This window comes from Clostridium ihumii AP5 (genome assembly GCF_000612845.1).
Taxonomy (GTDB): domain Bacteria; phylum Bacillota; class Clostridia; order Clostridiales; family Clostridiaceae; genus Clostridium_J; species Clostridium_J ihumii.
The window spans coordinates 122128-136903 of record NZ_CCAT010000083.1 but is presented as its reverse complement, the minus strand read 5'-3'; the positions used below and the strand labels follow the sequence as shown (position 1 = coordinate 136903).

The window sequence follows — 14776 nt, the reverse complement described above, 5'->3', positions numbered from 1 at the left end:
AATCTATTTAATCACACCAATTACTAATATAGTATTAATAATTAAACAATTCAAGAAATTTTTGTATATTTTCTAATGAAAAGATAAAGTACAAATTACTAATGATATTTTAAGTACTTTATCTTCTATTAAATCATATTTTCAACTTATTTCTTGTTCAATAACGACTTTGTATCTAATATTTTCTTTTCATCATGGATTTTAGTCTTTTTCTTTTGCTTATCCTTTTTTGTTTTGCTTTTCTTACTTAAAAGTTCAGTGCCATTTTCTAAATTATTTTCTACTTCAACATTAGGTGTTTTTTCTACTTTTACATCTGTATTTTTTACAGTATTACTTTTTTCTACTTTTATTTTCCTCTTAAATTTTCCCATATAACTATATAAATCTAATCTTCTAAAGGCTATATCTAAAAAGAATGTAATCAGTGCTATTATGATGAACATATCACTTAATTCCCTCTTAGCCTTTTTTGCCACTTTATTTTCTTTATATACTTCATTTTCATCTGTTATAACTTTTGCATTTAACTCACTAATTAAATACTCTGTAACATCCTTTTTATTATCTAAAGAAAATTCTTCTGAGTACGGATTAGAATATCCCCCTATAGCTGTAGAATTTACCTTTCCATCTACTTCTTCTACAACTTGTATCATGTAAACTCCAGTTTCTTTTGCTTCAACTGTACCGTTATACTCTTTAGATGATTTTGGATTTAAAGGAATTTCTATTCTTTCTTTGGATGGAGTTACAACTATTGCTTTAGCTTTAGAATTTTCAACATTAGTTTCACTTTCTTTTCTAAAAACAATATTTAAATCAGTTCCATTTTTAGTACTTTCAATATAATTTCCACCTTCTGAAAAATTATTAGTACTATAATTTATTAAATTGTTCCACAATGTTTTAAAGTTATTCCAACCAACATAATTTTTTGTCCATTGTCCTGTTAAATCTGAGTTCCATGCAACAGTTTTTCCAAGACCATATTGCCATGTTGTAAGTATTGGGTCATCTTCATCTGATTTTAAATGTACATTTGCTGTTGATTTTGGTGATGCTCCTATATATCCAAGTAATGTTGGAAGTCCATTCTCTGAGACTCCTGTAAGTACTCCCCCTTTTGAATTTATAACTGGAGTAAATTCTCTATTATTTAAGTAATACTTTTGTGCTAAAAAAGTTTCTTTTGCAAATATTTGTGGTATATCTGTTCCTTGTGAAACTTCATAATACCTTCCACCACATCTTTCAGCTATATTCTTTAAAAGAATTTTATCAGCACCTTGACCAACCGCTACTGTGGATACCGTAATATTATTTTCATTAATGTTTTTTATTAACTCATCATAACCACTTTTTTCAGCTTGACCATCTGTTAATAGTATAATATGTTTTACCTTTGCATCACTTGATTTCATACTTTCATAACTTTCAGTAAGTCCTGGAACTATACTAGTTCCACCCCCTAATGTTATAGAACCAATATCTTCTATTATTTTATTTTCATCTTTAACTATTTGCCTATCAACTACTTTTGAAAATGCATCATCAAAGGTAATTACACTTATCTCATCTTTTCCATTTCTTAAAGATTTCAAGCTTCTTATTGCACCTTCTTTTGCAAGATCTAAGTTGCTAAGCCCTCCTATAGTATCAGACATACTTCCTGAACGGTCTATAACAAGTCCCATAGCCATTTTAGGAACTTCTTTCTTTCCCTTTACTTCCATATTTACTGGCAATACTTTTTCAAGAGGTGTTCCCATATAACTACCTAATGCATAAGAGTTATCTCCACCTATAGCAATATATCCTCCCCCAAAATCTTTAACATAACTATCAATTGAATTTAAAAATTCTTTTGCCATATTATCAACAGCTACATTACAACTTATAATTGCTTTAAATGCTGTTAATTCTTCTATAGTTTTAGGTGCTACAGATGCATCTATTTTTTTATATGGTATTTGCAACGAATTTAAAATATTTATTAATTCATCACTTTCTTCTTTTTTATCTTCTAACACAAGTACTTTAGGTTTTGCCATTACTTCTGTAAATGCACTTGCTTCGTTGTTTCTTATTTCTTCATCAACATCAGCTTCTATACTAGCTCTATAATTTTTAAAGCCACCTTCTTTAGCTGTATCTTTAAATACAAAGTTATTTTCACCCTTATTTACATTGACTTCTTCTTTTCCTACAATTACATTACCACTATAAAGTGTTATTTTAACTTTTGTATTTACTGTACTTTTTATTTTTAAATTAACATCAAAAGTTTCTCCTAAATTAACTTTTTCTGATACTTTTATCTCATCTACAGCAACATCACTAGAAGATTTTTCTTTTGACTTATATACTTTTAAATCAACACCAGCTTCCTTTAATGATGAAACTACATTGGAAACATTACCGTCATTTTCAAATCCATCACTTAAAAGAACTACTCTCTTTTTTGTATTGTTTGGAAACAAAGAAAATGCATATTGAACTGATTTTTCTATATTTGTATATTCATTATTTACTTCATTAGATATTTTTGAAAATTTTCCATCCTTTGAAACAAAAGTTTCTATATATGGCTTTGTTCCAAAAGATACTACCCCAATACTATCCTTTGAAGGTTTTATTTTTATAGCCTTATTTACAAATTCCTCAAAATCTTTTTGACTTGACTTTACTGACTGTGAATTGTCTAAAAGAAATATTGTAGTTGTATTTTTAGCATTCCAATAGAAGCTAGTTCCACTCAATGCTAAAATTAAAGATACTATTACTACTGTTCTTAATGTTATAATAATTTTTTTCTTTTTATCATCTATATATTTAAGTTTCTTAATTCCAAAATAAATAATGAAAGGAACAAAAACCAATAGTAATAAATATATCTTATTCTCAAAGTAAAAATTCATATTGTCCCCTCCTTATTTATTATTTAGTTTTATATAGAAAAACCATTCTAATACAACTAATATAATCGCAAGTATTATTAATAAATTTGTAATGTTAATTCCCTTTACAGATGTATTATCATTACTTTTTTCTACACTTTCATTGTTTTTGAAATTACTTTCCTTACTCTCTTCTCTTGGAAAATTTACTGAAAATTTATTATCATAATTTATTTCTTTACTATTTTGAATTGCTTCATATATTCCTGGATTAATTGTATCTTTATAAATTAATTCTTTTTCATTATCTGTATTGAAAGTTTTTTCATCTTTATTATTGTTTATGATTTTCAAGTTCTTTACATCACTTAAAATAGATATTTTTACCTCTTCACTACAAATAAAATCGCTTCTATCTATAATGTTATTTCCACATAAATAATTTACTAAATTATTCATAAGTACTGGAAAGTTATATGTTAGTGGCATATCACTATCATGTATATCAAAAGATAAAACTGCTATTTTAGAGTTATTCACTACTCCAACTGCTCCTAATGATTTATCATTTAACTCTATAAAGCTTTCAAAGTTTCCATTTAGATTTATAGGTTTAAATTTAGCAAGTTCAAAGCCTTCACCTTCTATATACTCGGTAACTTTAGATTTAACAAATAATGCTTTTCCACCTTCTACTTCATTATCTAGTGATACATATTTATTCTCTAAACTTGGATTTATAATTAAAACATTTCCCTCTTTAGGCAGTTCTTCTGGCATAATGCCATCATAAATATATACATCATAGCCTTCCTTTATTTCATTTGCATCATTAGTTTTAAAAAACTCAACATCATTTCTTAATGATATAGCCTTTTCTAAAAATAAATTCCGCTCACTTATCATCAATATTTTTTTCCTAGTTGCTTGATTTACCACACTGTAATATCTATTATCTTCATTTAAACTATCATCTATATCTATTTCTACATACATAGTTTCTATGTTATTAGTTACTTTATCAAATTGAACATTTAAACTTTCTTCTCCACCTATTGAAATTTCTTTAATTTGAAGTAACTTATCATCTCCATAAAGTGATACCTCTAAATTTTTAGGTTCCTTTGAATTATTACTTATAGTTGCTAATGCATTTATTTCATTATTTTCTACAGCAGTAGCTAAATTTTCAACTAATGCATTTTCTCCTACATTCTCAAAGGATACTACCTGCCCCTTTACATTATCTATCTTAATTTCTTCATCTGTAAAATAATAATATGCAATATCTTTATTTACAGATGCCATAGATTTTATAAGTGAGATTGCACCATCATTTGCATCAATTGCATTACTTGAAGTTATTTCATTAATTATATTCCTTGCAGCTTTTTTATCCTTTGATGATGATAAAATTATCTCTGCCTTTGGTGATGATTTTATTATTGTAACTTCAGCACTACTTGGAAGATTATTCACTATATCTATTGCTTCCTTTTTACTATCTTCAAGCTTAGTTCCAGATTTAGTTTTATAATTCATGCTACCACTATTGTCAAAAGCTATAATTACATTACTATATCCTTTTAAATTGCTATAAATAAAAGGAGTTGCAAGTGAAAATATTAATAACAATAATGTTAGCAATTGTAAAAAAAAGAGTACATTAGTTTTTAACTTTTCCCAAGGAGTACTTGCCTCTAAATTTTCTAATGCTTCTTTCCAAAGCATTGTACTAGAAACATTCACTTCTTCATGTTTTCTCTTTAATATATACATAGCTATAAACATTGGAATTAAAATTAAAAACCATAAATTCATTGGAGAGAAAAATTTCATTTTATATCACTCCCTCCTTAAAAAGCTTATCAAAAATAATTTTATCTATTGATTCATTACTTGAAACCTGAATTAATTTTCCACCATACTTTTGTGATATATTTTTTAAGTTTAATGTAAATCTTTCTAATGCTTTTTTGTAATTTATTAAAATTTTTGATGTTACTGTTAGTTGAACTTTTTTATCACTTTCACTATCTACAAGTGTAACCTCACCATTTAACTTTGGGTTTAATTCACTGTCACTTAAAACATTTATAATTAATATTTCTTGATGACAATATTTTAAAAATCTAATACTATCTTCTATATCTTCTTCATTTAAAAAATCTGATATGATTATCGATAATCCTTTTGATTTTATTTTATTTCTTTTTATAGAATTATTGATTTTTACAGTTCCCTCAAAAGTCTCTTTTTCTATAAAATTAAGTATTCTCTGAAAAGATAATATACCTGAATATTTTTCACTTTTTATTCCATCCCTAGTAATTAAATTAATATTTACTTTATCTTGATTATTTAATGCTAAATAAGCTACTACTGCTGAAATCTTCAATGTAACTTCTCGTTTTTCTTCAAAGTCCATAGATTTACTACAATCTATATATATATTTATATTAGCTTCCTTTTCTTCTACAAATAATTTTATAAATAATTTTTCAAATCGTCCATATGCATTCCAATCTATTCTTCTTATATCATCGCCTATGTTGTATTCTCTAAAGTCTGAAAATTCAACAGATGTACCTTTTGATTTTGAGCGACGTACACCAGACTGTCCACCTTCTGTCAATGCTTTTATTTGTAATGACATAGTTTTTAGTTTATTAAAAAACTCTTTATCAAAAATCTTATTTTCCATTTGATTCACCTTATTCTAGCGAAGATTATTTAATTGAATTTTTAATATTTCTTTTAAAACATCTTCACTGCTTACATCATCTGCTATAGCATCAAAATTCAAAAAGAATCTATGCCTCAGTGCTGGATATGCTATATATTCAATATCTTCAAAAGCTACATTAAATCTTCCTTCCATTATTGCTCTTATTTTTGAGGCAGTAATTAATGCTTGTGCTGCTCTTGGACTTGCTCCAAATCTTATATATTTTTTAGTTATTTCTGGAGCCTTTTCATATTCGGGATGAGTTGCTAAAACAATTCTTAATGCATATTCTTCAACCGCTTCTGACATTGGAACTTCTCTTAAAATTTCTCTTATTTCTAAAATTTCTTCTCCAGTAATCACATTGTTTAAATCTATAGCGTTATTTTTTACTGTTACATTCATTATTTCTTTAAGTTCTTCTAATGTTGGAAAAGGTACAATTAGTTTAAATAAAAATCTATCTAACTGTGCCTCTGGAAGTGGATAAGTTCCCTCCATTTCAATTGGGTTCTGAGTTGCTAGCACCATAAATGGTTCCTTAAGCTTATATGTTTTCTTTCCAACTGTAACTGTATGCTCCTGCATGGCTTCTAACAATGCAGATTGTGTTTTAGGTGTTGCTCTATTTATCTCATCTGCTAAAACTAAACTTGAAAATATAGGTCCTTCTTGAAATGAAAAATCACTATTTCCATCTTTATCTTTCACAATTATATTAGTACCAACAACATCAGCTGGCATTAAATCTGGCGTAAATTGAATTCTCGAAAAAGGCAAATCCATAACATTTGATAATGTCTTTACAAGTTGTGTCTTTCCAAGCCCTGGAGAACCTTCTAACAAAACATTTCCGCCTTGTAATATTGCTATAATAACCTGTCTTATAACATCTTTCTGTCCAATTATAGCTTTTCCAATCTCATTCTCAACTTTATTTATCTTATCTATAATTTCCTTAATTCTATCTTCATCATAACTTATTTGTTTTTCCATCTTTATCATCTCCTCATTTTATTGTGTTTCAATTTATATTTCATATAATCTTCAATTTCTCTTGAATATAACTCTAGGGTTCAAATTTAAAATAATAGCTTTATCAAATGATACTACTATTCCTACAGTTTATTCCATTATTATATTTGTAACCAATTAACAATTAACAGTTAGCAATTAACAATGATGGTTGAAATCCTCGCTACAATGTTTTATTTGCACTTCAAATAAAATTAATATAATATTTATCCATAAAAAGTTCATTTTGGAGAATAAATTCCCCATTATAATATTCTTACTAACCATAGTTTTAATAGTAAATATAATTATTACTTTGTATATTTTATAAAATTTAGTTTTTATATGGTGTTTAAATAATTTCCTTTGTAATGCATTATAAAAATTGATTTTAAAAAACTGAGACTTCAGTTTTATCCTTCATTGTTAATTGTTCATAGTTAATTGTTAATTTGTGTATAACATTGCAACGCTCTCATTCTCAACCACATCATGAATAGCTTAAAAGTTTATTCTTCTATTATTGAAAAGTATTCTTTTATTATATTTCTCATTGATTTTGGAATACTGCTATTCTCCATAGATTCTAATGATTCATTTTTGTAGTCACCTATAACTTTGTTGTACTCTACATAACTTCCAGCTGAAGTTTTAGATTTACTTGATTTCTGCATTGTGCTACTTCCATCATCATTTACTTTTCCATTCATCTTTTCATCATTTCCATCTTTATTTATTCTTTCACCTACATAAACTTTATCCCATTCAGTTTCCTCATAATTGCTCTTTTTATCTTTTCCTACACCAGTACTAATACTAGTACTACCCTTTGTAGTATTTGATACTTTAGTTCCGTTCCCTGCACCACTTCCTGAACCACTTCCACTACTTCCACTATTTCCAGATCCATTTCCTGTTCCCTTTGCACTTGTAGTTCCACTACCATCCGTACTAGCACTTCATGTTCCACCACTACTGCAATTCTTTTTAACTTGTTTTTTTACACTTTCAATGGCATCTTCATTCATTTCATCTTCTAACTCTTTTTCTAAAGCATCTGTAGCTTCTGATAATTCATCATCATTTTCTTCCATGTTTTTTGCAACTTTATTTAATGCTTCACCTAATTTTGCATCATCCATGTCTTCTGCTGCTTTTTTTAACGCTTCTGCAATACTCTTTTTTTCACTATCATCAGCACTTTTTAAAGTTTCTTTTGCTTTTTTTATTTCTTCCTTTAATTTATCTTTATCTTTATTTTTTATAGCTTCTGATAATCCTTTTAAACTTTTATTCTTTTCTAAACTATTTGCCACAGCATTTAAATTCTTATTCTTTATATTATCTAATTTCACTGTAGCTTTTTCCAACGACTTTGTAATTTCTTTTTCATCTTTGCTCTTTTTTATTTCTTTTTTTAAATCTTTTAATTCTTTTTCTATCTGTAATTTTTTTATTTCATTAATTTCATTATTGTTTTTTATTTCTTTTTCTATTTTTTCCACTTTTTCAACTTCATGTTTTTGCTCAACATTTAATGCTTTTAATTTTTCTGCTTTATCTTTCATTGGACTTGGAATAAATAATATTGATGCAAAAACTACTATTAATCCACAGCAAATTTTTAAATACTTTTTTTGTGGAAATATGCTTATACTATTTACTTCAAAATTGTCTAACTCATTTTTTACATCATTAAAAAGTAATTTGTAATATGGAGTATCTTCTTCTTTCATTTCTAAAATTGTTGTGACTCTCTGTTTTAATCCAAGAAAATCAACTTCTTTTCCAACAACTTTATAACTGGGAACTTTGTAAATACTATAAACACAAGATAATGCTAAAACTATAAAAGACAACCATATAGTTTTATTTAAAATATCATAAATTGGTATAATCATAGATGCTATTTTTATACAACATCCTATTGCAAGAACTACACTCAACGCAATTACTATATTGTTCAGGAAATTTTTTATAGCTATTCTAATTTTGCACTTTAATAATTTTTTTTTAATATCTCTTACATCCACTTATATTCACCACCTCTATTTAAAACTTTTATGTATCAATTTAAAATTGAGAATGAATATAAAATATAATTTTATTAATATCTTTTCTTTTATTATTTCTAATTTTTCATTCTCAATTTTCTAATATTACTATTTAATTATTTTTTAACTCTAAAAAAATTAACTCTTTACTACTTCTTTTTTTCTTTTATTTTTTTTCCTACGTTCTCTCATTGGATTTATTCTTCTTGTAGCTAATATAATTAGTATTATTGTAAGTATTATCATTATTATTGCTGTAACACCATATGACTTTAATCCTAGATAATTCAAGCTTAAAGTACTTCCAAACATACTTTCTACTGAAATTCCCAATTGTGAAAGTATAAGTGACACAAAGCCTACAGCTGGACTTACAAGAATATAATAGTATGTTCTATCATAGTTTACTAATGGTGTCATTCCTTTGCTTGCACTATAAATTTGTGTTATTCCACAAATTATAACTGGTAATACATATATTAAAAATATAACTATATATGAAACTATTGTCGCTACCATAGTTTTCTTAAAATAAGTTGATGCATAAAGACCTATTGATCCAACAAATGCTGCTGTTATCAAATTCATAATTAATATCCATATAGCATATTTTAAATTTATTCCAATATAAGATAATAAAAATATAAATATAGGTATTGATGTTAATATTAAAAGCACTATTCTACTTAGAGATGCATATAACTTTCCTGTAATTATAGAGGAAAATTTCATATCTGTAGTAAGTAGTATATCTAATGTCTGCTTTTCTCGTTCACCTGAAATAGCTCCTGCTGTAATTGTTGGTGCTATTAATGATATTAAACTAAACTGAATAATCATTAAAATTACAAAAGCTATTGTTGCATCCCTTCTTATAATCATACCTCTATAAGCCGATTCTAAATATAATGAACCACATAAAGTTAGTACTAATATACCAAGATAAATTGCTACAACTACACTACTCTTTATACTTCTCATAGATATTTTCATTTCTTTTTTCAATACAGGATTCATTTTAATGTTCTTCAATGTTTTCACCTCCAATTACCTTCATAAATACTTCTTCTAAGTTACCTTCCATAGTTGTAAAGTCAACTACTTTTATTTTTTTCATTATAAGCCTTTCTAAAATACTACTCATCACTTCATCATTTCCATTAAAATCTGCAGTTATTATATTATTTACTAATGTTTTTACATTGCTCACTTCTACATATTCTTTTAATGTATTTATTACATTGTCAGCATTTTCTATAACTTTTATTTTTATAGATTTAGTTTTATACACATTATCCATAACCTCTTTAACTGTACCACTTATTATTGCTTTTCCACCTTGAATAATTACAATATTTGTACATAGTTCTGCAAGTTCCGGTAAAATATGTGAACTTATTATAATTGTTTTTCCCATATCTTTTAATGTTCTTAATATATTTTTCATTTCAATTCTAGACTTAGGATCCATTCCTGATGCTGGCTCATCGAGTATTAACAGTTCTGGATTATGAACTAAACATCTGGCAAGGCATAATCTTTGTTTCATACCTCTAGACAAATCATCAACATAAGCATCTTTTTTATCAGTTAAATTCACAAGTGCTAAAAGATCTTTTATTAATTCATCTTTTTCTTTTCCTTCAATATCATATATAGATGCATAAAACTCTAAATACTCTTCTACTTTTAAATCATCATATACTCCAAAGAAGTCAGGCATATATCCTATTTTTCTTTTTACTAATCTACGATTTTTCAATGCATCTATACCATCTATATAGACCTCTCCACTAGTACATGCTAAAAGCCCACTCACTATTTTCATTGTCGTAGTTTTTCCTGCTCCATTTGGCCCAACAAATCCATATATTTCGCCTTTTTTAACATGTAAACTTAGATCATCTACAGCTTTAAAGTTGCCATATTTTTTTACTAAATTATTTATCTTAAGCATCTATCTTTTCACCCCTTTAACTGATAATTTAGGCACTAGTGCTTCCCCCTCAGGACTTACTTTTACTTTAATTTTTATTTGAGCTTGTTCATCTAAATATTTTTTTATACTTTCTTTATCAATAATTTTGTTTTTAATATCTTTTTCTAGCTTTTCATATTCGCCTTTTTCCAAGTTATATATTTCATAATCACTATTCGTTCCACTAAAGTTTATATTTACTTTAGAATATTCAAATTCATTGCCTAATGAATATATTACTTCTCCCATTGAATTGCTATAAAATGTGTTATTATAATTGTCAAAGTTAAATTCTTTCCCTATTGGCTGTACAGTGAAATTTACAAATTCCTCCGGAAGTTCAAATTCCTTGCCTGTTGGAATATCAAATTTCACATCCATACTAGTAAATAAAGTACTTCTATTATATTTTTTTATTTCTTTTCCATCTACTAATATAGGTGATGTTTCATAATTGTCTATTATTGCCCCAATACTGTATTTTCCAACATTCTGAACTTGCTCTTGTTGCATCCTAAATAATATTTCATATATAGAGGCTTTCAGTTCAAGATTTATTCTTTCCTCTTTCTCTTTTCCTTTTAATCTACTTATATCTTGATTTCTATCAATTTTTAATATTTCATTTATTACATCCCATGAACCATTGTATAAACTACTTGAAAGTTTAACATCATTTAAGTTAAACTCTTTAACTTCATTAGGTTCAATTGATTCTAAGTTCATAATTGTTCCTGAATTAGATATTATAAATGCATTTTCTAGTTTATACTTTGTATTATTTTTTAATATTCCTATTAATTCTGTACCTTCTACTTTAAATTCTAAAGATATATCACCTGCTTCGCCTTTTGTTCCATATCCTTTTAATAAGTTAGTTTCCACTAAATTCAAATCATTTAGAACTAGTGAATTGTCATCTTGATTAACTGTTGCCTTTATTTTATTAGGTATTTCCATTTTTGCATTACCATCATCATATTGATTTTTATTAGTTTCTAATCTTTTAATATCTATTTCTGACTCTATTCTACTTTCTTTTTTAGTTAAATTATTTAATGATATTAAACTTTGAGTGCTTTCCCTATTATTATTCAAATTAACAAAATTAACTGATGTTGCATAAATTTTATTAACCCCTGACATCTTTACATAAAATATCATTGCTATAGAACATATAACTGCTATACCTGGTGCTACTACCCACATTTTTTCTTTCTTATCTTTTTTCTTTAAAATTATATACGCACCTGGGAATATAAGTAGTATATATATTAGTAATCCCCATGTAAGCGTACCTATCTTTATTTGATTTATCTCTGAAAATCTTGATAATATATTAGGCAGTTCCCAAATATTATCATAGAAAGTATTATTACTATCAGCAATTAATTTGTTATTATTTAATATATTAGCTATTAAATTACTATTTTTATTCCACTCTGAAATATTGTTACTTGAAAAATCAAAAGCTGCTATAATTATATTTCCACTATTTTTATTACTTTTAACTATTAATGGATTTTCTTTATTTTCCTCTAAAATAATTTTCATTCCATCAACTTTAATACTAGCTATATTTAATGGAATATTTCCATCATCACCTTTTACAAAACTTACTATTTTATCACTATCTATTTTTTGTGAACCTTTAATTTCACCTACAATAAAATCATCTTTGAATATGCTAAGTGTCTTTTCATAATTTTCTCCAGTTCCTAATACTAAACTTCCACCATTTAAAACCCATTTTTTTAATGCTTCATATTGTCTTTCTGATAATTTTGAAGTGTCAAAATTGCTTATAATGATTGAGTTAAATGCCCTTAATCCTTCATAAACATCTGGTAAATTTTTTTCTGTAAAATTTATAACAGTACTTTTAGAGTTCCCATTTAACATTGCGTCTTTTACATATGTCATAGATGTAGGATTATCCGTTAAAACTCCAATATACGGAGTATCTGAGTATGAGCCACCATAAGATTTTAACTTTTCTTCTACAATAACTTTCTCTCCATCAGTAACTCTAACTAAATTACTAATATAATCAGCTATTTCAGCATATATTGTCACTGTTTTTTTTGTATTAGCCTCAATTGAAATATTATTTGAATATGCAACATATCCAGAATATTTTTCCATAAACATATTATTATTATCTTTTGTAGGTACCAATACTTGAACTTGTCCATTAAAATCTTTACCTATATTTTCAACTTCTATTTTTATTGGCACTTCATACCCAACTTTATATTTTTTATCGTAACCGACTTCAATACTATTTATTTTAATATCACTTTTATTATCTTTTGCAAACACACTTTGTGGCACAACAAATTGAATTATTAGCAATATTAAAATAGCAATATTAAAAATTTTCTTTATTTTTTTCATGTACTTACTCCCTTTCCCTTCTTAATCGAACTTTTTAAAGAATTAAGAATTAATGATTGTAGATTAAAAACTAATATATATCTTAGAATTTATTCTTTAAATCTTAATTCTTAATTATTTAAATTTTTATATTTTAGTATCTTTCATTAATTATTTCTATAACTTCATTCTTAGAAACATTTATAGCTTTCATATTTTCTATAAATACTTCTAATGATTCATTTATAAGTTCTTCTTTTATATTTTTTAAAATTTCCTCATTAGTTGTTATACTACTTGGAAAATTTCTAACTGTATTTATCATCTCCATACTTTCCATCTCCTTATATGCTCTTTGAACTGTATTGGGGTTTACTTTTAATATTTCTGCCAGCTCTCTTCTAGATGGAATTGTATCACCAGGCATTAAATCACCTTTTACTATGGACTGTTTTACATGCCTTATTATTTGGAGATATATAGGTTCCTTATCATTAACTAAAAAATTCACTAAACCATCTCCCTTTAATTTTCATTTAAATTCATTTCTGTTAATTTTATGCGATTATAATATCCTGACGTATTGCCTATATTTAGTTCTAATTTATTTTTATTTTCATTTAAATTTAAAACTTTAAATTGCAAATCAAATTTATCGTTATAATAATTTAACTCTTCTTTAACTTTTTGTGAAAGTAAATACATGTTTCCATCTTTAACCTTTAAATCAACTATGTCACTATACTGTCCTTCACTCATGTCAATATCCCCAATTTTTTTAATATCCTCAAATTTATTTGATTTTATATTAAATTTAACAAAATATTGTTCTTCTTTATTTGTTATATAATGCTCTCTAATATTTACTAATGTATATATATATTCACCATCTAAATCGCTACAACTATGCACTTGTAAATCCTTCTTACCAAAGTTTAATTTTTCAGTTTCAATTGTATTTATAGTTTGTTCTTTAAGGTTTAATACTATAAAACTCATTTTATCATCTTGAACACTATTCATATTGTTTATATAAACATTGTCATTAATAATGAATACATCTTTTGAGCCTACCCCTGAAATTTTCTCTACTTTAAATTCTTTTATTAATTTAATATCTTTACTTTGTAATTCTAATTCATATAAAAATAAACTTTTATATGATTCACCTTTTTCATTCATTGATGAGTTTTCAAGTAAAAGCATTACTTTATTTTCAAAATCAAATGCTTTTAATAAATTTATATTTCCATCTGCTTCTATAACTTTTTCAAATTTTTCTATATTATTATTTTCCTTATTTTTATATGCTACATGTATAGTATTTCTATAATTATTTCTGTTTGAACGTCCTGTATAATCAAAAGATGATGATACAACAAATTTGTAATTTTCGTTATCATAGTTTATATATCCACTATGCCTCATTGCATCTCTATACAGTTTTTTATTTTTTAAAACTTCTTCTGATACATTTCTATATGAATCATATTTAACCTTACTTACCTTTTCACCATCATTGCCAATCACTAATTTATCAGCAGAATAAGTAGTTTTAGGTTCTAAAATTTCTAAATTTATATCATTAAGTGCCGAATAATCTCCACTTATTTTTTTCAGTTCAACTTTATTATGTGGTTGCTTTTCTATAACACTGCTTATTGCAAAAGTTAGAGTCAAACCAACTGCTACTATTGTCATAACTAAATTAAATGTCTTTTTCATA

At 26.1% G+C, this 14776-nt stretch carries 11 protein-coding genes; all 11 read right to left on the bottom strand.

Annotated elements, in window-relative coordinates; genetic code table 11:
• Positions 1 to 146 precede the first annotated feature (146 nt).
• The 11 genes from BN346_RS16395 to BN346_RS16345 all read right to left on the bottom strand — a co-directional run bounded on the left by BN346_RS16395 (position 147) and on the right by BN346_RS16345 (position 14775).
• Positions 147 to 2921: a VWA domain-containing protein gene (locus tag BN346_RS16395; protein ID WP_040330054.1), complete on the bottom strand. Its 2775-nt coding sequence runs from the start codon at positions 2919 to 2921 to the stop codon at positions 147 to 149.
• Positions 2922 to 2933: 12 nt separating this feature from the next.
• Positions 2934 to 4739, bottom strand: a complete 1806-nt coding sequence (locus tag BN346_RS16390) for a vWA domain-containing protein (protein WP_040330052.1) — start codon at positions 4737 to 4739, stop codon at positions 2934 to 2936.
• Position 4740: 1 nt separating this feature from the next.
• A complete protein-coding gene (locus BN346_RS16385; protein WP_040330051.1) occupies positions 4741 to 5604 on the bottom strand; it encodes a DUF58 domain-containing protein in 864 nt (287 codons plus the stop codon).
• A gap of 15 nt (positions 5605 to 5619) precedes the next feature.
• Positions 5620 to 6624: an AAA family ATPase gene (locus tag BN346_RS16380; RefSeq protein ID WP_040330050.1), complete on the bottom strand. Its 1005-nt coding sequence runs from the start codon at positions 6622 to 6624 to the stop codon at positions 5620 to 5622.
• Positions 6625 to 7151: 527 nt separating this feature from the next.
• Complete coding sequence (locus tag BN346_RS16375) at positions 7152 to 7352, bottom strand: hypothetical protein (protein ID WP_040330048.1); 201 nt, start codon at positions 7350 to 7352, stop codon at positions 7152 to 7154.
• Positions 7353 to 7601: 249 nt separating this feature from the next.
• Positions 7602 to 8675 (bottom strand): coiled-coil domain-containing protein, encoded by a 1074-nt coding sequence (locus BN346_RS16370; RefSeq protein ID WP_040330046.1) that lies wholly within the window; start codon positions 8673 to 8675, stop codon positions 7602 to 7604.
• Between the two features lie 159 nt (positions 8676 to 8834).
• Positions 8835 to 9728, bottom strand: a complete 894-nt coding sequence (locus tag BN346_RS16365) for an ABC transporter permease (protein ID WP_040330045.1) — start codon at positions 9726 to 9728, stop codon at positions 8835 to 8837.
• On the bottom strand, positions 9715 to 10653 hold the full coding sequence (locus tag BN346_RS16360; RefSeq protein WP_040330044.1) for an ABC transporter ATP-binding protein: 939 nt from the start codon (positions 10651 to 10653) through the stop codon (positions 9715 to 9717). The genes BN346_RS16365 and BN346_RS16360 overlap by 14 nt, the downstream gene beginning before the upstream one ends.
• Complete coding sequence (locus tag BN346_RS16355; protein WP_040330042.1) at positions 10654 to 13071, bottom strand: hypothetical protein; 2418 nt, start codon at positions 13069 to 13071, stop codon at positions 10654 to 10656. It lies immediately after the preceding gene.
• 133 nt (positions 13072 to 13204) lie between these two features.
• The gene (locus BN346_RS16350; RefSeq protein WP_040330041.1) at positions 13205 to 13561 is read right to left on the bottom strand and encodes a GntR family transcriptional regulator; all 357 of its coding nucleotides are present in this window, start codon (positions 13559 to 13561) and stop codon (positions 13205 to 13207) included.
• A gap of 14 nt (positions 13562 to 13575) precedes the next feature.
• A complete protein-coding gene (locus BN346_RS16345) occupies positions 13576 to 14775 on the bottom strand; it encodes a hypothetical protein (RefSeq protein ID WP_040330040.1) in 1200 nt (399 codons plus the stop codon).
• Position 14776 lies beyond the last annotated feature (1 nt).

Excerpts from the sequence above, each read along its gene's own strand:
- BN346_RS16395 (WP_040330054.1), bottom strand. The coding sequence starts at position 2,921 with ATGAATTTTTACTTTGAGAATAAGATATATTTATTACTATTGGTTTTT.
- BN346_RS16390 (WP_040330052.1), bottom strand. The coding sequence starts at position 4,739 with ATGAAATTTTTCTCTCCAATGAATTTATGGTTTTTAATTTTAATTCCA.
- BN346_RS16385 (WP_040330051.1), bottom strand. The coding sequence starts at position 5,604 with ATGGAAAATAAGATTTTTGATAAAGAGTTTTTTAATAAACTAAAAACT.
- BN346_RS16380 (WP_040330050.1), bottom strand. The coding sequence starts at position 6,624 with ATGGAAAAACAAATAAGTTATGATGAAGATAGAATTAAGGAAATTATA.
- BN346_RS16375 (WP_040330048.1), bottom strand. The coding sequence starts at position 7,352 with ATGAATGGAAAAGTAAATGATGATGGAAGTAGCACAATGCAGAAATCA.
- BN346_RS16360 (WP_040330044.1), bottom strand. The coding sequence starts at position 10,653 with ATGCTTAAGATAAATAATTTAGTAAAAAAATATGGCAACTTTAAAGCT.
- BN346_RS16355 (WP_040330042.1), bottom strand. The coding sequence starts at position 13,071 with ATGAAAAAAATAAAGAAAATTTTTAATATTGCTATTTTAATATTGCTA.
- BN346_RS16345 (WP_040330040.1), bottom strand. The coding sequence starts at position 14,775 with ATGAAAAAGACATTTAATTTAGTTATGACAATAGTAGCAGTTGGTTTG.